Annotated in this window: 21 protein-coding genes; 18 read left to right on the forward strand and 3 right to left on the reverse strand. The window is 72.1% G+C overall.

What is annotated here, in order from left to right; genetic code table 11:
- Positions 1-122 precede the first annotated feature (122 nt).
- Positions 123-926: an IclR family transcriptional regulator gene (locus ACZ7H1_RS34415; RefSeq protein ID WP_470792102.1), complete on the reverse strand. Its 804-nt coding sequence runs from the start codon at positions 924-926 to the stop codon at positions 123-125.
- A gap of 314 nt (positions 927-1,240) precedes the next feature.
- On the opposite strand from ACZ7H1_RS34415, the gene allB reads away from it, so the two are divergent.
- From allB to ACZ7H1_RS34435, 4 genes are all read left to right on the forward strand, one after another.
- Positions 1,241-2,599 carry an allantoinase AllB gene (gene allB, locus ACZ7H1_RS34420; RefSeq protein ID WP_470792103.1) on the forward strand — a complete coding sequence of 453 codons (1,359 nt, stop codon included), beginning with the start codon at positions 1,241-1,243 and terminating at the stop codon, positions 2,597-2,599.
- A 2-nt stretch (positions 2,600-2,601) separates the two neighbouring features.
- Positions 2,602-3,714 (forward strand): allantoicase, encoded by a 1,113-nt coding sequence (alc, locus tag ACZ7H1_RS34425; protein WP_470792104.1) that lies wholly within the window; start codon positions 2,602-2,604, stop codon positions 3,712-3,714.
- Between the two features lie 269 nt (positions 3,715-3,983).
- Positions 3,984-4,922 carry a DMT family transporter gene (locus tag ACZ7H1_RS34430; protein WP_470792106.1) on the forward strand — a complete coding sequence of 313 codons (939 nt, stop codon included), beginning with the start codon at positions 3,984-3,986 and terminating at the stop codon, positions 4,920-4,922.
- A gap of 78 nt (positions 4,923-5,000) precedes the next feature.
- The gene (locus ACZ7H1_RS34435; protein ID WP_470792108.1) at positions 5,001-6,239 is read left to right on the forward strand and encodes a cytochrome P450 family protein; all 1,239 of its coding nucleotides are present in this window, start codon (positions 5,001-5,003) and stop codon (positions 6,237-6,239) included.
- A 20-nt stretch (positions 6,240-6,259) separates the two neighbouring features.
- Here the strand turns inward: ACZ7H1_RS34435 and ACZ7H1_RS34440 are convergent, their stop codons facing one another.
- Positions 6,260-7,276: a Gfo/Idh/MocA family protein gene (locus tag ACZ7H1_RS34440; RefSeq protein ID WP_470792110.1), complete on the reverse strand. Its 1,017-nt coding sequence runs from the start codon at positions 7,274-7,276 to the stop codon at positions 6,260-6,262.
- 199 nt (positions 7,277-7,475) lie between these two features.
- Here ACZ7H1_RS34440 and ACZ7H1_RS34445 point away from each other — a divergent pair, with 199 nt between their 5' ends.
- The 9 genes from ACZ7H1_RS34445 to ACZ7H1_RS34485 all read left to right on the forward strand — a co-directional run bounded on the left by ACZ7H1_RS34445 (position 7,476) and on the right by ACZ7H1_RS34485 (position 15,103).
- A complete protein-coding gene (locus tag ACZ7H1_RS34445) occupies positions 7,476-8,492 on the forward strand; it encodes a sugar ABC transporter substrate-binding protein (RefSeq protein WP_470792111.1) in 1,017 nt (338 codons plus the stop codon).
- Positions 8,489-9,526, forward strand: coding sequence for an ABC transporter permease (locus tag ACZ7H1_RS34450; protein ID WP_470792113.1), 1,038 nt, complete (start codon positions 8,489-8,491; stop codon positions 9,524-9,526). The genes ACZ7H1_RS34445 and ACZ7H1_RS34450 overlap by 4 nt, the downstream gene beginning before the upstream one ends.
- Entirely contained in the window at positions 9,523-10,362 is an 840-nt protein-coding gene (locus ACZ7H1_RS34455; RefSeq protein WP_470792114.1) for an ATP-binding cassette domain-containing protein, read from the forward strand. Before ACZ7H1_RS34450 ends, ACZ7H1_RS34455 begins: the two co-directional genes overlap by 4 nt.
- A gap of 16 nt (positions 10,363-10,378) precedes the next feature.
- Positions 10,379-11,569, forward strand: coding sequence for an ROK family glucokinase (locus tag ACZ7H1_RS34460; RefSeq protein WP_470792115.1), 1,191 nt, complete (start codon positions 10,379-10,381; stop codon positions 11,567-11,569).
- A gap of 107 nt (positions 11,570-11,676) precedes the next feature.
- On the forward strand, positions 11,677-12,258 hold the full coding sequence (locus tag ACZ7H1_RS34465; protein WP_470792117.1) for a hypothetical protein: 582 nt from the start codon (positions 11,677-11,679) through the stop codon (positions 12,256-12,258).
- A 38-nt stretch (positions 12,259-12,296) separates the two neighbouring features.
- Entirely contained in the window at positions 12,297-12,929 is a 633-nt protein-coding gene (locus ACZ7H1_RS34470; protein ID WP_470792119.1) for an MBL fold metallo-hydrolase, read from the forward strand.
- Positions 12,930-12,958: 29 nt separating this feature from the next.
- The gene (locus ACZ7H1_RS34475) at positions 12,959-13,738 is read left to right on the forward strand and encodes an exodeoxyribonuclease III (RefSeq protein ID WP_470792121.1); all 780 of its coding nucleotides are present in this window, start codon (positions 12,959-12,961) and stop codon (positions 13,736-13,738) included.
- Between the two features lie 77 nt (positions 13,739-13,815).
- Positions 13,816-14,256: a DUF6278 family protein gene (locus tag ACZ7H1_RS34480; RefSeq protein WP_470792122.1), complete on the forward strand. Its 441-nt coding sequence runs from the start codon at positions 13,816-13,818 to the stop codon at positions 14,254-14,256.
- 103 nt (positions 14,257-14,359) lie between these two features.
- Complete coding sequence (locus ACZ7H1_RS34485; protein WP_470792124.1) at positions 14,360-15,103, forward strand: amino acid ABC transporter ATP-binding protein; 744 nt, start codon at positions 14,360-14,362, stop codon at positions 15,101-15,103.
- Positions 15,104-15,330: 227 nt separating this feature from the next.
- On the opposite strand, the gene ACZ7H1_RS34490 is transcribed toward ACZ7H1_RS34485, so the two are convergent.
- Entirely contained in the window at positions 15,331-16,566 is a 1,236-nt protein-coding gene (locus tag ACZ7H1_RS34490) for a L,D-transpeptidase (RefSeq protein WP_470792126.1), read from the reverse strand.
- 277 nt (positions 16,567-16,843) lie between these two features.
- Between ACZ7H1_RS34490 and ACZ7H1_RS34495 the strand changes: the two genes are divergently transcribed.
- From ACZ7H1_RS34495 to ACZ7H1_RS34515, 5 genes are read left to right on the forward strand one after another with little or no spacing between them, the layout of a single operon-like run.
- Entirely contained in the window at positions 16,844-17,944 is a 1,101-nt protein-coding gene (locus tag ACZ7H1_RS34495; protein WP_470792191.1) for a lipid II:glycine glycyltransferase FemX, read from the forward strand.
- Positions 17,941-19,596: a murein biosynthesis integral membrane protein MurJ gene (gene murJ / locus ACZ7H1_RS34500; RefSeq protein WP_470792128.1), complete on the forward strand. Its 1,656-nt coding sequence runs from the start codon at positions 17,941-17,943 to the stop codon at positions 19,594-19,596. The genes ACZ7H1_RS34495 and murJ overlap by 4 nt, the downstream gene beginning before the upstream one ends.
- A gap of 41 nt (positions 19,597-19,637) precedes the next feature.
- On the forward strand, positions 19,638-20,318 hold the full coding sequence (locus tag ACZ7H1_RS34505) for a response regulator (protein ID WP_470792130.1): 681 nt from the start codon (positions 19,638-19,640) through the stop codon (positions 20,316-20,318).
- Positions 20,315-21,760, forward strand: a complete 1,446-nt coding sequence (locus tag ACZ7H1_RS34510) for an ATP-binding protein (protein ID WP_470792132.1) — start codon at positions 20,315-20,317, stop codon at positions 21,758-21,760. The genes ACZ7H1_RS34505 and ACZ7H1_RS34510 overlap by 4 nt, the downstream gene beginning before the upstream one ends.
- Positions 21,757-22,347 (forward strand): hypothetical protein, encoded by a 591-nt coding sequence (locus tag ACZ7H1_RS34515; protein WP_470792134.1) that lies wholly within the window; start codon positions 21,757-21,759, stop codon positions 22,345-22,347. Before ACZ7H1_RS34510 ends, ACZ7H1_RS34515 begins: the two co-directional genes overlap by 4 nt.
- The last annotated feature ends 1 nt before the right edge of the window (position 22,348 follow it).

Here is a 22,348-nt window from a genome sequence, read left to right on the forward strand (position 1 = left end):
GAAAAAAACCCCCCCCCCCCCCCCCCCCCCCCCTCCCCCCCCCCCCCTCGCCGCCCCCCCCCCCCCCCCCCCCCCCCCCCCCCTCCCCCCCCACGCCCGTACGAGCCGCCGGGACGTGGGTGCTACGCCGGGTTCTGGTTGGCCAGCGCCACGGAGAGCTCCGCGGCGATGCCCTGGAGGATCGGCACGATGGTCTCGGTGGCGGCCTCGGTGACCCGGCCGGCCGGGCCCGAGATGGAGATCGCCGCCGCGGTCGGAGAGTTCGGCACGGAGACGGCGAGGCAGCGGACCCCTATCTCCTGCTCGTTGTCGTCCACCGCGTAGCCGGCCTTGCGGACCTGCTCCAGCGCCTCCAGGAAGCCCTCGGGCGTGGTGATGGTCTTCTCGGTGGCGGCCGGCATGCCGGTACGGGCCAGCAGCGCGCGGACCTCGTCGGCGGGCGTGTACGCGAGGAGCGCCTTGCCCACGCCGGTGGAGTGCGGCAGCACCCGGCGGCCCACCTCGGTGAACATCCGCATGGAGTGCTTGGACGGCACCTGGGCGACGTAGACGATCTCGTCGCCGTCGAGCAGGGCCATGTTGGCGGTCTCGCCGGTCTCCTCGACCAGGCGCGCCAGGTACGGCCGCGCCCACGTGCCGAGCAGGCGGGAGGCCGACTCGCCGAGGCGGATCAGCCGGGGTCCGAGGGAGTACCGCCGGTTGGTCTGCTGGCGTACGTACCCGCACGCGACCAGGGTCCGCATGAGACGGTGGATGGTGGGGAGCGGCAGTCCGCTCGCGGCGGACAGCTCGCTCAGGCCGACTTCGCCCCCCGCATCGGCCATGCGTTCGAGCAGATCGAAGGCGCGCTCGAGGGACTGGACGCCACCGCTGGCGGCGGAGGTTTTGGCGGAAGCGTCGGTGGTGCTGGCGCTGGACGTCGGCACGGCGCGGTCCTTTCGGTGCTGGCAGGCAAGGAAGCAGCCTACCCGGCGGTCGCCGCCCGCCCTAGCGCCAGGCCAAAGCCGTACCCGCCGGTCAGAGGCGGTTTGTCCTGGTGGGCGCCGCCCCGGCGAGTCGGCCCGGACGGTCGGCGGTGGTGGTAGCTACGTTCTGTAGAGCGAAATCTTAATTCCATTCTGTGGAAACATCCAATTGCGGCGCGCGCCGGTCGGGTGTCCGTCCGGGGACTCTTGACGGGCCCCCGGATCGGCATGAAGACTCCGTCAACAGAACGTTGAATTTCGCTCTGTGGAAGTAGATGGGGAGGTTCCGGGTGTCCGACGTGGCTGTGGAACTGGTACTGCGCTCGACGCGCGTCATCACCCCCGGGGGGACGCGTGCGGCTTCGGTCGCGGTCGCCGGCGGGAAGATCGCGGCCGTGCTGCCGTACGAGACCGAGGCGCCCGCGGGCGCGCGGGTCGAGGACTTCGGGGACGACGTCCTGCTCCCCGGTCTGGTCGACACCCACGTCCACGTGAACGACCCGGGCCGCACCGAGTGGGAGGGCTTCTGGACGGCCACCCGCGCCGCCGCGGCCGGCGGCATCACCACGATCCTGGACATGCCGCTCAACTCCCTCCCGCCGACCACCACGGTGGACAACCTGACCGTCAAGCAGGAGGTCGCCCGCGCCAAGGCGCACGTAGACGTCGGCTTCTGGGGCGGCGCCCTGCCCGACAACGTCAAGGACCTGGCCCCGCTGCACGGCGCCGGCGTCTTCGGGTTCAAGTGCTTCCTCTCGCCGTCCGGCGTGGACGAGTTCCCCGAGCTCGACCAGGAGCAGCTGGCCACCTCCCTCGCGGAGATCACCGGTTTCGGCGGCCTGATGATCGTGCACGCCGAGGACCCGCACCACCTGGACTCCGCGCCCGTCACCCCGGGCCCGAAGTACGCCGACTTCCTCGCCTCGCGCCCCCGCGACGCCGAGAACACCGCGATCGAGAACCTGATCGCCCAGGCCAAGCGGCTGAACGCCCGCGTGCACGTCCTGCACCTGTCGTCGAGCGACGCGCTGCCGCTGATCGCCGCCGCGAAGGCCGAAGGCGTCAAGATCACCGTCGAGTCCTGCCCGCACTACCTCACCCTGACCGCCGAGGAAGTGCCGGACGGCGCCAGCGAGTTCAAGTGCTGCCCGCCCATCCGCGAGGCCGCCAACCAGGACCTCCTGTGGGACGCGCTCGCCGACGGCACCATCGACTGCATCGTCTCCGACCACTCCCCGTCCACCGCGGACCTCAAGACGAGCGACTTCTCCACCGCCTGGGGCGGCATCTCCTCCCTCCAGCTGGGCCTCCCGGCGATCTGGACCGAGGCGAAGCGGCGCGGGCGCACGCTGGAGGACGTCGTGCGCTGGATGTCCGCCGCCCCGGCCGCCCTCGCGGGCCTGGCGCAGAAGGGCGCGATCGAGGCCGGCCGCGATGCCGACTTCGCCGTCCTCGCCCCCGAAGAGACCTTCACCGTGGATCCGGCCGAGCTCCACCACCGCAACCGGGTCACGGCGTACGCGGGCAAGACCCTATACGGCGTCGTGAAGTCCACCTGGCTGCGCGGCACGCAGATCGCCGACCACGGCACCCCGACCGAGCCCACGGGCCTCCTCCTCGAAAGGCAGAACTGACAGTGGCGATCCCTTCTTTCACCGGCAACGCGAACCCGTACGGAGGCGGCGACCCGTACGCGGACTACCGCACCGCGGACTTCCCGTTCACCCAGTACGCGAACCTCGCCGCCCGTGAGCTGGGCGCCGGTGTCATCGAGGCCAACGACGAGTTCTTCGCCCAGCGCGAGAACCTGCTGATCTCCGAGCCCGCGCACTTCGACCCCGAGGACTTCGGCCACAAGGGCAAGGTCATGGACGGCTGGGAGACCCGCCGCCGCCGCGGCGTCTCCGCCGAGCAGCCCTGGCCGACCGCCGAGGACCACGACTGGGCGCTCGTACGCCTGGGCGCCCCCGGCGTGATCCGCGGCATCGTCGTCGACACCGCCCACTTCCGCGGCAACATGCCGCAGGCCGTCTCGATCGAGGGCACGTCCGTGCAGGGCGCCCCGACGCCCGAGGAGCTCCTCGCCGACGACGTCAAGTGGACCACCCTGGTCCCGCGCACGCCCGTCGGCGGCCACGCGGCCAACGGCTTCGAGGTCACCGCCGCGCAGCGCTTCACGCACCTGCGCGTCAACCAGCACCCCGACGGCGGCATCGCCCGCCTGCGCGTCTACGGCGAGGTCCTGCCGGACCCGAAGTGGCTCGACGCGCTCGGTTCGTTCGACGTGGTGGCCCTGGAGAACGGCGGCGCCGTCCAGGACGCGTCGAACCGCTTCTACTCCCCGCCGACCAACACCATCAACCCGGGCCGCTCCCGCAAGATGGACGACGGCTGGGAGACCGCCCGCCGCCGCGACAAGGGCAACGACTGGATCCGCTACCAGCTCGTCGCCGAGTCGGAGATCCGCGCCGTCGAGATCGACACCGCCTACCTCAAGGGCAACTCCGCCGGCTGGGCCTCCCTGTCGGTCAAGACGGGCGAGGAGGGCGAGTGGACGGAGTTCCTGCCGCGCACCCGCCTCCAGCCCGACACCAACCACCGCTTCGTGCTCGACGCCCCGGCGGTCGGCACCCACGTCCGGATCGACATCTTCCCGGACGGCGGTTTCTCCCGGCTGCGCCTGTACGGCTCGCTGACGGAGCAGGGTGCGGCGGCGCTGACCGCCCGCCACCAGGAGCTGAACGGCTGAGACGCCGCAGCGAGACGAGACTCGGGCGGAGCGACACCCGCCCGTGACCCAGGGGACGTGCCGGAAGACAGCGCCGGCACGTCCCGCGGGACCCGTGGGACGTACCGGAAGACAGCGCCGGTACGTCCCATGTCGCTTTTCACTGCGGCGCGGAGACGGGTTTCCGGCGCAGGGGAAACGCCTCGACCGGCGCGGCCTCCTGCGGGTACGTTGATCGTTCCCGTGCGAGCCGCCGACGTCTCCACCGCCACCAGCCGTTGGAGATCCCGGTGTCCTCGCTCGCCGCGCCGCCCGCGCCCGCCGTCGCCCCCCGCCGCCCCTGGCTCGCGGACCTGCCCGTCCTGCTCGTCGCCGCGGTCTGGGGCGGCAGCTACCTCGCGGCCAAGGAGATCACCCTCGCGCACACCGTCGTGGCCGTGCTCGTGCTGCGCTTCTCGCTGGTCCTGCCGGTGCTCGTCGTGGCCGGCCGGCGCGGGCTGCGGGCGCTGACCCCGGCCCAGTGGCGCGCCGGCGGGCTGCTGGGGCTCGTACTGAGCGGGATCTTCCTGCTCGAGACGTACGGCGTCGTCCACACGTCCGCCACCAATGCCGGGCTGATCATCAGTCTGACCATGATCTTCACGCCACTTGCGGAAGCCGCCGTGCGCCGGGTCCGGCCGCCTGCGGCCTTCCTCGCGGCGGCCGCGGTCTCGGTAGCGGGCGTGGTCCTGCTGACGCAGGGGGCGGGGTTCACCGCCCCCTCCACGGGCGACCTGCTGATCCTCCTCGCCGCCGTGGCCCGCACCGTCAACGTGCTGCTGACGGCCCGCATGGAGGCGGTCCGGGGCGCCGACTCGCTCTCGCTCACCACCGTCCAGCTGGGCACGGCCGCCGCCGTGTTCGCCGTCCTGGTCCTCCCGGGAGCCCTGTCCGGCGACGGCAGCACGCCGTGGGCCGTGGCCGCGGGCTTCGGCCCGCGCGAATGGGCCGGCCTGATCTTCCTCTCCGTCTTCTGCACCCTCTTCGCCTTCTTCGTGCAGATGTGGGCCGTGCGCCGGACCTCTCCCTCGCGGGTCAGCCTGCTGCTGGGCACCGAGCCCCTGTGGGCCGCGGCCGCGGGCATCGCGCTCGGCGGCGAGCACCTCGGGGCCGCCGGGCTGGCGGGTGCGGCGCTCGTCCTGGCCGGCACGGCCTGGGGCCGCCGGGCGGCGGAGGCGCACGGGGCCTGACGGGGTGTCCGGAATTCGACCCTGTGTGCGATTGCCGGACGTACGCTGACCGGCATCACCACGGGGGAGGTGGCCGACATGCCACTGATGGACATCACCGGATACGCCGAGGACTTCAACGAGAACCCGTATCCGTATTACAAGACCATGCGCGAAACCGGCCCGGTGCACCGGGTCACGGACGCCAACGGCGACCAGCTCTGGCTGATCGTGGGACACGAGGAGGCCCGCCAGGCCCTCGCCCACCCGGCGCTCGGCAAGGACTGGCGCATCCACGAGCGGTACGCCGACTACCCCGTCACCAGCGAGGTCAACCGCAACATGCTGGAGACCGACCCGCCGCACCACACCCGGCTGCGCAAGCTGGTCGCGCGCGAGTTCACCTCGCGCCGCATCGAGGCCATGCGCCCGCGGGTCCAGCAGATCACCGACGAGCTGCTCGACGCCATGGAGGCGGACGGCAGCCGCACCGCCGACCTCATCGGCTCGTTCGCCTTCCCGCTGCCCATGACGGTCATCTGCGAGCTGCTCGGCGTGCCGGACCTGGACCGCGAGCCGTTCCGGCTCATGTCCAACGAGATCCTGGCGCCCGCCACCCCGGACACCGAGCTCAAGGCCCTCCAGGACATGGCCGCCTATCTGGCCGGGCTCATCGAGCGCAAGCGCGCCGCCGGCGGCGAGGACCTGCTCAGCGCCCTGATCCAGACCAGGGACGAAAGCGGAGACGGAGACGGCGACGGGGCCGGAGACGGGGCCGCGGCCGACGGGGGCGACCGGCTCGACGGCGAAGAGCTGATCGGCATGGCCTTCCTGCTGCTCGTCGCCGGACACGAGACCACCGTCAACCTCATCGGCAACGGCGTCCGCGCCCTGCTCGCCCACCCCGAGCAGCTCGCCGCCCTCCGCGCCGACCTCGACGGACTGCTCGACGGGGCCGTGGAGGAGATGCTCCGCTACGACGGACCGGTCGAGAACGCGACGTTCCGCTTCGCCCACCAGGACATGCAGATCGGCGGCGTCACCATCGCCAAGGGCGACCCCGTCCTGGTCTCCCTGGCCGCCGGCGGCCGCGACCCGCAGCGCTACCCGGAGCCGGACGTCTTCGACATCCGGCGCGCCCCCCAGGGCCACCTGGCCTTCGGCCACGGCATCCACTTCTGCATCGGCGCGCCGCTGGCCCGCATGGAGGCCCGGATCGCGATCCGCGCCCTGCTGGAGCGCTTCCCCGACCTCGCCGAGGTCCGGGGCGGCGAACCGTACGAGTGGATCACCGCCTCGCTGATCCGGGGCGTGAAGCGGCTGCCGGTCAGCTGGTAGCCCCGCGGATGCAGACGCCCTCAGCGGACCGGGAGACCGGCCGGGATCTCCGCCAGGGAGACCGGCCGGTGCTCCCGGCGGGAGCGCTCGCACGCCTCGGCGACCCGCAGGGCGTGCAGGCCCTCCCGCCCGTCGCACGGGTTGACGCCCTCGCCGCGCACCAGCCGGACGAACGCGTCCAGCTCGGCTTCGTACGCGGGCGCGAACCGCTCCAGGAAACCGGACCACGGCTTGGTCGCCGGGGGCGGGCCCTGCGGCTCGGTGGAGGCGATCGGCGTACGGTCGTCCAGCCCGGCCGAGACCTGGTCCAGCTCCCCGGCCAGCTCCATCCGCACGTCGTACCCGGCGCCGTTGCAGCGCGATCCGGTACACGTGACCAGGACGCCGTCGTCGAGCGTCAGGACGGCCGCGACCGTGTCGACGTCGCCCGCCTCCCGGAACATCGCCGGACCCGCGTCCGACCCGGTGGCGAAGACCTCCGCCACCTCCCGCCCGGTCACCCAGCGCACCATGTCGAAGTCGTGCACCAGGCAGTCCCGGTACAGCCCGCCGGACGTGGCCAGGTACCCGGGCGGCGGCGGAGCCGGATCCGCGGTCATCGTCCGTACGGTGTGCAGCCGGCCCAGTGCCCCGGACCGCACCAGCTCCCGGGCCGTGCGGTAGCCCGCGTCGAAGCGGCGCATGAAGCCGAGCTGGAGCACCCCGCCCGCGGCCGCCACCTCGGCCAGTGCGGCCAGCGTCCCCGGCAGGTCAGGCGCGACCGGCTTCTCGCAGAACACCGGCAGGCCCGCCCGGACCGCCCGGGTGATCAGCTCGGGGTGCCCGGCCGTCGCGCACGCCACCACCACCGCGTCCACGCCCCAGGTGAAGACGGCGTCCACGGTCGGAGCCGCCGTCGCGCCCAGCCGGTCCGCGAGCGCGGCGGCCCGCGCCGGCTCGGCGTCGGCCAGCAGCAGGGAGCCGGCCTCGGGGTGCCGGCTCAGGGCGGCGGCGTGGAACGATCCGATCCGGCCCGTCCCGATGAGCCCGATTCGCATGGGTTCAACGTGACCCCGCCGGGCGCACCTGTCAATCATTTCGTGATATCCGGCGTTTCTGGCGGTTCCGGCGATTCCTGTGCTTCCGGCCGTTCCGGCGCTTCGGGCGGATTCGGCCCGCTGGACCGGGTGGCGGATACTTGGGCGGCTGGAAACGGTTTGACCGTATTGACTCGATGCATGGGAAGGGCGCGGCGACGTGGCTAGGGTTCGGACAGGGGCGGCACGCGCCGTGGGCGTGCTGCTCGCGGCAGTGCTGGGAGCCTCCCTCGCGGGATGCAGCAGTACGGGCGGCAAGCGGGCCGAGGAGCGGGCGCGCGCCGCCGCCGAGCAGGGGCGCCCGGCCGTCTCCACGCCGCGCTGGACCTTCGCGATGGTCACCCACGCCGGCGACGGCGACACCTTCTGGGACATCGTCCAGAAGGGCGCCGGGGAAGCCGCGGCCAAGGACAACATCAACTTCGTCTACTCCCACGACGACCAGGCCCAGCAGCAGGCCCAGTACGTGCAGAACGCGATCGACCAGAAGGTCCAGGGCATCATCGTCAGCCTCGCCAAGCCCGAGGCCCTCAAGGACGTGCTCGCCAAGGCCGTCAAGGCCGGCATCCCCGTCATCACCGTGAACTCGGGATCCGCCCAGTCCAAGGCGTACGGCGCGCTGACCCACATCGGCCAGGACGAGGAGATCGCGGGCGAGGCCGTCGGCAGCGAGCTGACCCGGCGCGGCAAGAAGAAGGCCGTGTGCGTCCTGCACGAGCAGGGCAACGTCGGCCACGAGCAGCGCTGCGCCGGAGCGAAGAAGACCTTCGGCGGCACCCTGGAAAACCTGTACGTCGAAGGCACCAACATGCCCTCCGTGCAGGCGGCCATCCAGGCGAAACTGCAGGCCGACCCGGCCATCGACGCCATCCTGACCCTGGGCGCGCCCTTCGCCCCCACCGCCGTCAAGGCGAAGCAGCAGGCCGGCAGCAAGGCCGAGGTCGACACCTTCGACCTGAACGCCCAGGTCGCGGCCGACCTCCAGAACGGCACCCTCGGCTTCGCCGTCGACCAGCAGCCCTACCTCCAGGGCTACGAGGCCGTGGACCTGCTGTGGCTCTACCGCTACAACGCCGACGTCCTCGGCGGCGGCCGCCCCGTGCTCACCGGGCCGCAGATCGTCGGGGCCGAGGACGCCGCCGAGCTGGAGGAGTACATCAAGCGGGGCAGCCGATGAGCGCGGCCGCACCCGCCGCCGACGAGCGCCTCGCCCCGGTCTCCCTGGTCCGGCGGCTCCTCGGTCGGCCCGAGCTCGGCGCGGTCGTCGGCGCCGCCGCGGTGTTCGTCTTCTTCTCCTTCGCCGCCGACAGCTTCCTGCGCGCGAGCAGCCTGAGCACGATCCTCTACTCGGCCTCCACCATCGGGATCATGGCCGTGCCCGTGGCGCTGCTGATGATCGGCGGGGAGTTCGACCTGTCCGCCGGCGTCATGGTCACCAGCTCGGCGCTGATCTCCTCGATGTTCAGCTACCAGATGACCGCCAACGTCTGGGTCGGCGTCCTGGTGTCCCTGCTGGTCACCCTGGCCTTCGGCTTCTTCAACGGCTTCATGCTCACCCGCACGAAGCTCCCGAGCTTCATCATCACGCTCGGCACCTTCCTGATGCTGACCGGCCTGAACCTCGGCTTCACCAAGCTGATCAGCGGCACCGTCTCCACCAAGGCCATCGGCGACATGGAGGGCTTCCCCTCCGCCCGGGCCCTCTTCGCGTCCCAGTGGACCATCGGACCGGTCACCCTCAAGGTCACCATCCTGTGGTGGCTGGCCCTGGTCGCCCTCGCCACCTGGATCCTGCTGCGCACCCGCGCCGGAAACTGGATCTTCGCGGTCGGCGGCGGCGCGGACGCGGCCCGCGCGGTCGGCGTCCCCGTGGTCAAGACCCGGATCGGGCTCTACATGGGCGTCGCCCTGTGCGCCTGGATCTCCGGCCAGCACATCCTGTTCTCGTTCGACGTGGTCCAGTCGGGCGAGGGCGTCGGCAACGAATTCCTGTACATCATCGCGGCCGTCATCGGCGGCTGCCTGATGACCGGCGGATACGGCTCCGCCATCGGTTCGGCCGTGGGCGCCTTCATCTTCGGCATGACGAGCAACGGCATCGTCTACGCCCAGTGGGACCCGGACTGGTTCAAGTTCTTCCTCGGAGCCATGCTCCTTCTCGCCACCCTGCTCAACGCCTGGGTGCGCAAGCGCGCGGAGGCGACCTCGTGACGGCCCTGATCGAGCTGACCGGCATCAGCAAGCACTACGGCAACATCAAGGCCCTCGAAGGGGTCTCCCTGGAGGTCTCCGCGGGCGAGATCACCTGCGTGCTCGGCGACAACGGCGCCGGCAAGTCGACCCTCATCAAGATCATCGCGGGTCTGCACCAGCACGACGGCGGCACCTTCCGCATCGACGGCGAGGAGACCGTGCTCGCCAACCCGCGCGCCGCCCTGGACCGCGGCATCGCCACCGTTTACCAGGACCTCGCCGTCGTCCCGCTCATGCCGGTCTGGCGGAACTTCTTCCTCGGCTCCGAGCCCACCCGCGGCCGCGGCCCCTTCCGCCGCCTCGACGTGGCCCTCATGCGCGAGACCACGCGCACGGAGCTGCTCCGCATGGGCATCGACCTGCGCGACGTGGACCAGCCCATCGGCACCCTCTCCGGCGGCGAGCGCCAGTGCGTGGCCATCGCCCGCGCCGTCCACTTCGGCGCGAAGGTCCTCGTACTCGACGAGCCCACCGCGGCACTCGGTGTCAAGCAGTCCGGCGTGGTCCTCAAGTACGTTGCCGCCGCCCGGGACGCCGGCCTCGGCGTGGTCCTCATCACGCACAACCCGCACCACGCCCACCTCGTCGGCGACCGCTTCGTGCTGCTCAAGCGGGGCGCGATGGCGGGCAGTCACACCCGCGACTCCATCACCCTGGACGAGCTCACCCGCCAGATGGCGGGCGGCTCCGAGCTCGACGAGCTGAGCCACGAGCTGGAGCGGGTGGCAGAATCGGAACCACGGCCACCAGGCGGACCAGGAGCACCCACGCCCACCGACCGCGACGGACACTGAGGGACACGACCACTCGATGAGTACGTACCGGGACTTCACGCTCGCCCACCGCGGCTCGGCGCGAGGCACCGTCCTGCGCACCGTCGGGACCCGTGAACGGCGCTCCCACCTGACCGCCCCGCGCGTCCCCACCGTCGGCATCGACATCGGCGGCACCAAGGTGATGGCCGGCGTCGTCGACGCCGACGGCGTGATCCTGGAGAAGCTGCGCACCGAGACCCCCGACAAGTCCAAGAGCCCCAAGGTCGTCGAGGACACCATCGTCGAGCTGGTCCTCGACCTCTCCGACCGGCACGACGTGCACGCGGTGGGCATCGGCGCGGCCGGCTGGGTCGACGCCAACCGCTCCCGGGTGCTCTTCGCGCCCCACCTGGCCTGGCGCGACGAGCCGCTGCGGGACGCCCTCCAGTCCCGCCTCGCCGTGCCCGTCATGGTCGACAACGACGCCAACACCGCCGCCTGGGCGGAATGGCGCTTCGGCGCGGGCCGCGGCGAGGACCATCTCGTGATGATCACCCTCGGCACCGGCATCGGCGGCGCGATCCTGGAGGACGGCCAGGTCAAGCGGGGCAAGTTCGGCGTCGCGGGCGAGTTCGGCCACATGCAGGTCGTCCCCGGCGGCCACCGCTGCCCCTGCGGCAACCGCGGCTGCTGGGAGCAGTACAGCTCGGGCAACGCCCTGGTCCGCGAGGCCCGCGAGCTCGCCGCCGCCGACTCCCCGGTCGCGTACGGCATCATCGAGCGGGTCAAGGGCAGCATCCCTGACATCACCGGACCGCTCATCACCGAGCTGGCCCGCGAGGGCGACGCGATGTGCGTCGAGCTGCTCCAGGACATCGGCCAGTGGCTGGGCGTCGGCATCGCCAACCTCGCCGCCGCCCTCGACCCCTCCTGCTTCGTCATCGGCGGGGGCGTCAGCGCCGCCGACGACCTGCTCATCGGACCCGCCAGGGACGCCTTCCGGCGCCACCTGACCGGTCGCGGCTACCGCCCGGAGGCCCGGATCACCAAGGCCCAGCTGGGCCCCGAGGCCGGTATGGTCGGAGCCGCGGACCTCGCCCGCCTGGTCGCCCGCCGCTTCCGCCGCGCCAACCGCCGGCGCGTCGAGCGGTACGAGCGCTACGCACAGGCCGGACGCCTGTGGACCGGCTTCACCACGGGCGAGGCGCGCAAGGCCGACCCGGATAAGCCGGGGGAGCAGCCGTGAACCAGAACCAGCCCTGCCCGCCGACCGGCAGTGAGGGCCCCGGCCGCGCACGAGCCGTGACCGAGTATCCGCAGTGACCGAGCACCCGCAGTGACCGAGGACCAGCCGTGACCCCCACCCTGCCCCGCCAGGCCCAGGCCCCCGACGGCGGCACCCCGCCGCCCGCCGAGGACCGCCGCCACGTCGTCCGGCGCCGCTGGCTCACGGCGATCATCATCGTGCTGCTCATCGGGATCCCGGCGGGCTACCTCGCCATCTCCGCCGAGCAGAGCCGCGAGAGCGGCCGCGACAAGGCCGCGAAGGTCGGCGCCACGCAGGTGCGGGCCGGCTGGCCGTCCCGGGTGCAGCGCAGCATCTACGAGGTCCCGGTCCCGGACTGGTCCACCGGCGTCGGCTTCTACGAGACCAACAACTGGCGCACCAGCCGGCTGTACGTCCAGTTCACGACCAACCCCGTCGACCTCAGGATCTTCCTCAAGGCGATCGGCACCAGCGAAGAGGCCCTCGAGCCCGGCGTCTCCATCGGCGAGCGGGACGCGGAGGTGGCCGGCTGGAGCTGGGCCCCCGACCGCACGTGGGTCGGCACCACCCACGACCAGCCCGACCCGCGCCCCACCCAGGACGTCACGGTCGACATGACCGACCCCGAGAAGCCCCGGGTGTACGTGGTCTCCACCGCCACCCCCTGATCCGGCCCGATCCACGGGGCACCCCCTAGCCTGGCCCCATGAAGCTCACGAAGAAGCTGCACTCCTGCGTCCAGGTGGAGAAGGACGGGCGGACGCTGGTCATCGATCCGGGCGCGTTCAGCGAGCCGGACGCCGGGCTCGGCGCCGACGCCCTGCTGGTCACGCACGAGCACCCCGACCACTTCGACGAGGGCCGGCTGCGGGCCGCGCTGGACGTGAACCCCGCGGCGCAGCTGTGGACCCTGCGCAGCGTCGCCGGCAAGCTCGCCGCCGCCTACCCCGGCCGCGTGCACACCGTCGGCAACGGCGACACCTTCACGGCGGCCGGGTTCGAGGTCCAGGTGCACGGCGAGCTGCACGCCGTGATCCACCCCGACCTCCCGCGCGTCACGAACGTCGGCTACCTCGTGGAGGGTTCCCTCTTCCACCCCGGCGACGCCCTCACCGTGCCCGGCACCCCCGTGGACACCCTGATGCTCCCGGTCCACGCCCCCTGGAACAAGATCGCCGAGGTGATCGACTACGTCCGCGAGGTCAAGCCTGCCAGGGCCGTCGACATCCACGACGCCTACCTCGCCGGGCTGGCCCGGCCCATCTACGACTCCGTCCTGGAGAAGCTGGCCGGCGCCCCCCACCTGCGGCTCGCCGCCGGGGATGCCACCGACCTGTGACTGTCGGACCCGGGCGGTAGGTTGGGGGCATGCGCATTGCCACGTGGAACGTCAACTCGATCACCGCCCGGCTGCCCCGGCTGCTGGCCTGGCTGGAGAGCACCGGCACGGACGTGCTCTGCATCCAGGAGACCAAGTGCTCCGCCGAGCAGTTCCCGCACGCGGAGCTCCGCGAGCTCGGCTACGAGTCGGTGGTGAACGCCACCGGCCGGTGGAACGGCGTCGCACTGGTCTCCAGGGTCGGCCTGGAGGACGTGGTGACCGGCCTGCCCGACGGGCCGGACTACGAGGGCGTACAGGAGCCCCGGGCCATCTCGGCGACCTGCGGCGGGGTCCGCGTCTGGTCGGTGTACGTACCCAACGGCCGCGAGGTCGAGCACGACCACTACGGCTACAAGCTCCACTGGTTCCGGTCGCTGTCCGCGGCCGTGGCCGAAGACGCAGCGGGGGAGCGGCCGTTCGCCGTCCTCGGGGACTTCAACGTCGCACCGACCGACGAGGACGTGTGGGACCCCTCCGTCTTCGTGGGGGCCACCCACGTGACCCCGGCCGAGCGCGAGGCCCTCGCGGCACTGCGTGCCGCCGGCCTGACCGACGTCGTCCCGCGCCCCCTCAAGTACGACAGGCCGTACACCTACTGGGACTACCGCATGCTGGCGTTCCCGAAGAACAAGGGCATGCGCATCGACCTGGTGTACGGCAACACACCCTTCGTGAAGGCGGTCAAGGACTCCTACGTGGACCGGGAGGAGCGCAAGGGCAAGGGGGCCTCGGACCACGCCCCCGTCGTCGTCGACCTGGACGTGTGACCGCCCCCCGGTCGGGGGAGTGGGTGGCACAGGCGCGCCTGTGCCACCCGGACGCATACGAATGCGAGGCTGACCGGATGAACATCCCTTTCCTGGACAACTGGCGTAAGCGGCATGAAGCGGGACACGGTCTGGCCCTGGCGACCGCTCTCGCGGACGACCCGGAAGGGGTCGCCGAGCTCTTCTCGGAATGCGAGATGCTCCGTGTCCAGGCGGGGGCGGCCGGACTCGAACTGGACGAGACCCCGGCCTCGTTGGAAGCCCTGGACCAGCTGATGCCGCGCTGGCGCCGGGACCCGGAGGCCGTGCCGTGGCTGGGCAACGACGCCGGCCTCTACCTGGGAACGGTCATCATCAGGAGCGTTCCGGGCGCGGTCTGGCAGGTGTGGCCCAACGGCCAGCCGGTGATCAGGCTGCTCTCGGGCCGGGAGCTGAACGTCGTGGAGTCGGGGATCTCCTGGGCGATGACCGGCTCGCCCGAGCTGTCCCAGGCCTACGCCGAGGCTTCCGAGGCGTGACCGGGACGGGTTGTGCTGCTTCCATGCGTGTCGAGGTGAAGTCGCCGGCCCGGCTGGATAGTTTGCGCTGACCGCGACAGAGCGAGAGTGGGTAGGGCAGCGTATGGCCGTCGATCCGTTGATCGAGCTGCGGGACGTCAACAAACATTTCGGAGAGCTGCACGTGCTCCGGGACATCAACCTCACCGTCGGCCGCGGGGAGGTGGTGGTGGTCATCGGCCCGTCCGGCTCCGGGAAGTCCACCCTGTGCCGGGCCATCAACCGGCTTGAGCCCATCGAGTCCGGCACCATCCGGCTGGACGGCAAGCTCCTCCCGGACGAGGGCAAGGACCTGGCCTCCCTGCGGGCCGAGGTGGGCATGGTCTTCCAGTCCTTCAACCTCTTCGCCCACAAGACCGTGCTCGACAACGTCTCGCTGGCCCAGATCAAGGTCCGCGGGCGCGGGAAGGCCGAGGCGGACCGCCGCTCCCGCGAGCTGCTCGACCGGGTGGGCCTGGCCGACCAGGCGCCCAAGTTCCCCGCCCAGCTCTCGGGCGGCCAGCAGCAGCGCGTGGCGATCGCCCGAGCCCTGGCCATGGACCCCAAGGCCCTGCTCTTCGACGAGCCGACCTCCGCCCTCGACCCGGAGATGATCAACGAAGTCCTGGAGGTCATGCAGCAGCTCGCCCGCGAGGGCATGACCATGGTCGTCGTCACCCACGAGATGGGCTTCGCGCGTTCCGCCGCCAACCGCGTCGTGTTCATGGCCGACGGCAAGATCGTCGAGGACCGGACCCCCGAGGAGTTCTTCACGAATCCGCAGAGCGAGCGCGCCAAGGACTTCCTCTCGAAGATCCTCAAGCACTGACGGCTGCCGGGAGCGGGGGGCGCGGGACGAGCCGCCCCACCCCCGGCAGCAGTCGGTGATCACTGCTCGCGGAGCGGGACCGACAGGTACGAGGGGTCGGCACCGGGCGAGGAGAAGGTCAGCTGCGCGTCGGCGGGGTTGTGCTCGATTTGAAGCGTTCTCCCGGCTGAGGCCGGGAGATTCCTGCTTACCTTGCGCCGGCGGGCTTGACGCGTTTGGCGGGGGTGTCAGGTGCGCGGGGCGGACGGCGCGCCGTTGCCGTGGAGGGCGCTCTTCGTCTGCCACTCGGCCCAGGACAGGTTCCACTCCCCGTAGCCGTTGCCGATCTCCGGCTTGCCCTTCGAGCCGCTGCCGACCACCTCGAAGAGGTCGCCGGGCCGGACCTCGCGGTAGAAGTCGGCGGCGTTGGAGTTGCTCATGCCCACGCAGCCCGAGCTGTTGTTGACGCGCCCGAAGCTGCCCTCGTTCCACGGCGCCGCGTGTGCGTACATCCCCGACCAGGTCAGGCGCACCGAGTAGTCGACCATCTTGTCGTAGGCGTCGCCGAGGCCCACGGACTGGGAGTTCATCCGGATGGTGCCCTCCTTGCCCATGACGACCATCTTCCCTTCCCAGGAGGCCTTCTGGCCGCCGGGGGTGCCGGCCGCGACCGGGATGGACCTGATCTCCTTGCCGTCCCGGGTCATGGTCAGCGTCTTGCTGTCGAGGTCGACCTTGATCCGCTGGTCGCTGCCGATCGTGAAGGCGGTGTTGTAGTCGCGGACGAAGTAGCCCCCGCCCTTGCCCGAGTCGATGCCGTTCAGGTTCATCTGGAGCTTCACGTCGGTGCCGGGCTTCCAGTACTCCCGCGGCCGCCAGTCGACCCGGTCCTGGCCGGAGTAGTCCTTGAACCAGCCCCAGGACCCCTCGGTGTTGTCCGAGGTGGTCACCTTGAGGTGCTTCTCCACCTCGGCCTTGTTCGTGACCGGGTTGTCGAAGACGAGGGACAGCGGCTGGGCGATGCCGACCGTGCTGCCCTTGCCGGGGTTGATGACGATCTTGTTGACCTTGTCGGCGGCCGCGGTGGCGAACTTCGCGTCAGCGGCGCCGCCCTCGGTGTCCTTGGCCTCGACTCGGTACGCCGTACCCGGGGAGGCGTTGCGCTCGGAAACCCACGCCTTGCCGTCGGGGGATATCCGGCCGGTGAGCTCCCCGCCCTTGCCGTCGGTCACCTTCACCAGCGACAGCTTGCTCCCCGCCGCGAGCGTCACCTTCACCGGCTCGCCCGCCTTCGCCTTGTCGCCCGTCAGGTTCACGGATATCGCCATGTCGGGCTTCTGCTTCATCGCGGCATCGCCGCCGGAACCGGAGCCCCCGGACCCGCCCGAACAGGCGGACAGCGTGGCGGCCAGCAGGACGGTGCCCGCGACGGCGGCGTTGCGGACCTGGCGGCGCGACAGGGAAGTACGGCGAATGCGGCTCAACGAAAACCCCTCCGGAAATCTGTGTGTCCGCAAACAAGATGCGGACAAGGGGACTTTAGGTTGCCTATTCCGCCGAGGTAATCGGTCTTTCGGTTGTGACGTCGACCGCAGCAGAACGGTCATCGTCCGGTCATATTCGGCGCGCCGTACCGTCACGGCTTCTTGTGAAAGTCCTGTGCACCACACCCGATGGACCTGCAGGAAGGCGACCGCCGTGTGCGCGCTGTACGTGACCAGCACCCCGCCCGACCGGGACCAGGAGTTCAAGGTCCGGTCCCTGTCCCTCCTCGAGTACCGGCGCTTCCTCGCCGCCCGCCGCCAGGCGAGCTTCCTCCAGTACCCCTCCTGGGCCGACGTGAAGGACCAATGGCGCTCGGAAACGGTCGGATGGCACTTGCCCTCGGGCGAGATATCCGGTGCCGCACTGGTCCTCTACCGCCAGTTCCCGGGCACCCGCAAATACTTCGCCTACCTTCCCGAGGGCCCCGTCGCGGACTGGTCCGACCCCGCGGCCGACCGCTGGCTCACCCCGCTCGTCCGCCACCTGCGCGCCTCCGGAGCCTTCGCCGTGCGCATCGGACCCACCCCCGCCTACCGTCGCTGGGACGCCGCCGTCCTCAAGGCCGCCACCGGGCCCGGCCGCCGGATCTCCGACGTCCTGGCCACCGAGGTCGACCCCGTCGGCGCGGCCCTCGCCGACCGGCTGCGCACCCTCGGCTGGACCCGCTGCGGCGGCGAGTCCGACGGCGACGCCCAGCCCCGCCACGTCTTCCGCGTCGCCCTGCGGGACCGCACCCTCGACGACGTGTGGTCCGGCCTCAACCAGGAATGGCGGCGCAACGTCCGCAAGGCCCGCAAGGCCGGCGTCGAGACCGTCATCGGCTCCGCCGCGGACCTCCCCGAGTTCCACCGGCTGCTGCGGATCACCGAAGAGCGCGACGGCTTCCGACTCGGCCGCTCCCTGGCCTACTACGAGCAGCAGTACGCGGCGCTCAACGCCGAGGAGCCCGGCCGGATGCGCCTCTACCTCGCCCGCCACCAGGGCGAGATCCTCGCCGCCCACACCATGATCACCGCCGGGAAGCGGGTCTGGTACCAGACCGGCGCCTCCGCCGACCACCGCCGCGAAGTCCGGCCCAGCAACGCCCTCCAGTGGCGGATGATGTGCGACGCGCACGCCCTCGGAGCGGACGAATACGACATGCGCGGGGTACCCTCCACCCTCGACCCCGACGACCGCTCCTTCGGTCTGCTGCGCTGGAAGCTCGGCACCGGCGGCCAGGTCGTCGAAACCCTCGGAGAGTGGGAGACCCCAGTGGGCGGAGCCGCCAACAACGCGCTGTACCGCGCCTTCCAGGCGTACCTGGCCCGCCGGTGACGGCCACCGCCACCCGGCCGGAACCCTCCGGCCCCGCACACGCGGCCCCGCGCAAGCGCTCGGTGCTGCGCAGCGGCGCGCTCATGGCCGCCGGCTCGATCGTCTCCCGCGCCACCGGGTTCGTCCGCTCCGCCGTGGTCGTCGCCGCCCTGGGCACCGGCCTGCTCGGCGACGGCTACGCCGTGGCCAACACCGTGCCGAACATCCTCTACATCCTGCTCATCGGCGGGGCGCTGAACGCCGTCTTCGTCCCCGAGCTGGTCCGCGCGGCCAAGGAGCACGAGGACGGCGGCGCCGCGTACACCGACCGGCTCCTGACGGCGTGCACCGCCGCACTGCTGGTGATCACCGCGGCAGCCGTGTTCGCCGCCCCGCTGCTGGTGGCGGCGTACACCGACTACACCGGCGCCCAGGCGGAACTGACCGAGGCGCTGGCGCGCTACTGCCTGCCGCAGATCCTCTTCTACGGCGTGTTCACCCTGCTGGGCCAGGTCCTCAACGCCCGCGGCCGGTTCGGCGCCATGATGTGGACCCCGGTCCTCAACAACCTCGTCGTGATCGCCGTCTTCGGCCTCTTCCTGGCCGTCGCGCACGACGCGCAGTCCGGCCTCTCGGCCGCCGAGACCCGCCTGCTGGGCTGGGGCACCACCGCGGGCATCGTCGTCCAGGCCCTCGCGCTGATCCCCTCCCTGCGCGGCGCCGGATTCCGCTGGCGCCCGCGCTTCGACTGGCGCGGCAGCGGCCTGACCCGCCCGCTGCGCAACGCGGGCTGGCTCGTCATGCTCGTACTGACCAACCAGCTCGCGTACTGGGCCGTCACCCGGCTGTCCACCTCCACCGGGCTGCGCGCCGTCGAGGAGGGCCTCGCAGGCGGCGCCGGCTACACGGCGTACAGCAACGCGTACCTGCTCTGGGCCGTCCCGCAGGGCATCGTGACCGTCTCCCTCGTCACCGCCCTCATGCCCCGGATGAGCGGCGCCGCCGCCGACGGGGACCTCGCCGCCGTGCGCCGCGACGTGTCGTACGCCCTGCGCTCCAGCGCCGCGCTCGTCGTCCCGGCCGCCTGCCTCCTCCTCGCGCTCGCGCCCTGGGTGATGGGCGGCGTGTTCGGGTACGGCCGCACCGGCGCCGCCGACGTCGAGGTCATGGCCGGGATGCTGATGGCCTTCGCCCCCGGGCTGATCGCCTTCTCCGGGCAGTACGTGCTCTCGCGCGGCTTCTACGCGCTCTCCGACACCCGTACGCCCTTCTTCCTCAACCTGGTCATCGCCGCCCTGAACGCCGGGCTCTCGACGGCCGCCTACCTGCTCCTGCCCGCCCGCTGGGCCGTCACCGGCATGGCCGGCGCGTACTCCGTCGCCCTCTTCGCGGGCTTCGCCGTCACCGCGTTCACCCTCGGGCGGCGCCTCGGCGGCGGCCCGGTCCTGCGCTCTCCCGCGCTCGTCGCGCACCTGCGGCTGCTGTCGGCCGTGCTGCCCGCCGGCGCGCTCGGCTACGCGGCCGCCCGCGCCGCCGACGGCCTCGGCGACCTCGCCGCGGCCGCCGCGGGCACCCTCGTGCTCCTCGCCGTGACCGCCGCGCTCGCCCGCCCGCTGCGGCTCACGGAGATCAACGGCCTGCTGGACTCCGCGCGCAGACGCCTCGGCAGGTAGGGCGCCGACGCCGGCCGCGACACACCTGGGAAGATGACCGGATGCCACGCGTACTGCTGATAGAGGACGACCCTGCCGTGCGGGAGGGCGTCGGCCTCGGCCTGCGCCGCCGCGGACACGAGGTGCGGGCGGCCGAGACCGGCGAGGCGGGACTGCACGCCCTGCGCGAGTTCCGGCCCGAGCTGGTCCTGCTCGACCTCATGCTGCCCGGCATGAACGGCGTACAGGTCTGCCGCCGGATACGCGAGACCAGCCAGCTCCCCATCATCATGCTGACCGCCCGCGGCGACGACTTCGACGTCGTCGTCGGCCTGGAGGCGGGCGCCGACGACTACATCGTCAAACCCGCCCGCACCGAGGTCATCGAAGCCCGCATCAGGGCGGTCCTGCGCCGCCTCACCGACCCGGCGGGCCGCCCCGAGGTCGAGTTCCACGGCGAACTGGCCATCGACCGGGCCGGGCTGACCGTCGCGAAGAACGGCGAGCGGCTCGCGCTCGCGCCCAGCGAGCTCAAGCTCCTGCTGCACCTGTCCGCCTCGCCCGAGCAGGTCTTCAGCCGGCAGCAGCTCCTCGAGTACGTCTGGGACCACAACTACCACGCCGACGCCCGCCTGGTGGACGCCTGCGTCCGGCGGCTGCGCACCAAGGTCGAGGACCCCGCGGCCGGCCCCCGCTACATCCAGACCGTCCGCGGGTTCGGCTACCGCTTCGGGCCCCTGTGAGCAGGCTGCGCCGGATCGCCCCGCTGGGCCTGCGGACCCGGCTGATCGCGGCCTTCCTGCTGGTCGCCGCGATCAGTGCGGGCACCACGGCCACGCTGACCTACCGCGAGGCCCGGACGGCCATCCTCACGCAGGCCCAGGACACCGCGGTGGCCACCCTCCGCGACCAGCTGGAGGACCGGCAGGTGCCCCTGCCGCCCACCGCGGACGGCCTCCAGCTGCTGGCCAACGACCTCGCCCGGCTCGGCAAGCCCCACCCCTGGACGGTCTACGCGGAGTACGGCTCGATCCGGGCGTCGTCCTACAAGCTCCCCGAGTCCAAGGTGATCACCGACGAGCTGCGCGCCGCCGCCCGCGCCAAGCCCACCGGCACCTTCCAGCGGGTGACGCGCGGCAACGACGCCTACCTGACCTTCGCGATGCCGGCGGCGTTCGAGCGCCACGGCCACACCGTGCCCTCCGGCCTGATCGTCTACGGCGTCATGGACCTGGGCGGCGAACAGGCCACCGTCGACGCCCTCGTCGTGGCCGCCCGGGACGGCGCCCTGCCCGCGCTGGCCGTCGCCCTCGTACCCGCCCTGCTGGCCGCCCGCAGCGTGCTGCGGCCCGTACGGGACCTGCGCCGGGCCGCCCGGCGGCTGGGCCGGGGCGAGCTCGAGGCCCGCATCGAGGTCAAGGGCCGCGACGAGCTCGCCGACCTGGCGCGCACCTTCAACGAGAGCGCGGCCGCCCTGGAGCGCTCCGTGGAGGAACTCCAGCAGGCCGAGGCGCGGGCCAGACGCTTCGCCGCCGACGTCTCCCACGAACTGCGCACGCCGCTCACCGGCATGCTCGCGGTCACCGAGGTGCTCGACGAGGACGCGGCCCGCCTCGACCCGGACACCGCCTCCGCACTGCGGCTCGTCAGCGCCGAGACCGGCAAGCTCGCCGTCCTCGTCGACGACCTGATGGAGATATCCCGCTTCGACGCCCGCGCCGCCGAACTCCACCTCGACGAGGTCGATCTCGCCGAGACCATCCACAAGACCCTCGAGCGGCGCCACTGGCAGGGCCGGGTCGGCCTGCAGGTGCCCGCAGGGCTGCGGGCCCGCCTGGACCCCCGGCGCTTCGACGTGGTCCTCGCCAACCTCGTCGGCAACGGCCTGCGGCACGGCGGCGGACCGGTGTGGGTCACCGTCCGCACCGAGCCCGGCCCGGACGGCGAGCGCCTGCTCACCGAAGTCGCCGACAGCGGCCCCGGCATCGCCCCCGAGGTGCTCCCGCACATCTTCGACCGCTTCTACAAGGCGGACGCGGCCCGCACCCGCTCCGCGGGCAGCGGACTCGGCCTCGCCATCACCCTGGAGAACGTCCGCCTGCACGGCGGCACCGTCCGGGCCGCCAACGGACCCGTCGGCGGAGCGGTCTTCACCATCGACATGCCACTGGAGGCCCACACGTGAACCCGAGCCTCCCCCTCCGCGGCAGGCTCGCCGCCCTCGCCTCCGCCCTGCTGGGCACGGCACTGCTCACCGGCTGCGGCGCCGAGATCGGCGGCATCCAGGGCACCGGCGTCGTCGAGGCCGGCGGGGTCCCGTCCATCGCCGACCCCTCCGACCAGAGCGTCGTCCTGTACTTCACCGACGCGGCCGGCCGGCCCATGCCCGTGGTGCGCCCCGCCCCCTTCGGCTTGCCCACCGGCGACCCGCAGTCCGACCGCACCGCCACGGAAACCCCCGGCGGCTACGTCCTCCCGCCCGGCTACGCCCTGAGCCGGCTGCTGGACGGTCCCACTGCCAAGGAGCGTGCGGCGGGCCTGCGCACCGCCCTGCCCCCCCGCCCGGGCAGCGGGGAGCTGCACATCAAGGAGGACGGTGACACCATGACCCTCGTGCCCGGATTCCGTGTGAACTCCCTGTCGCAGGACGCCCAGCAGCAATTGGTCTGCACCCTCCTGCAAGCCGGCGCGAAGTCCTTCAGGTCCGCCGTGGTGCTCGAGGGCCCCGACGGCGTGACCAAGCCGGCCGTCTGCCGGGCCGGCACGGTCTGAC

The sequence above is a fragment of the Streptomyces sp. NPDC037401 genome (assembly GCF_055602345.1).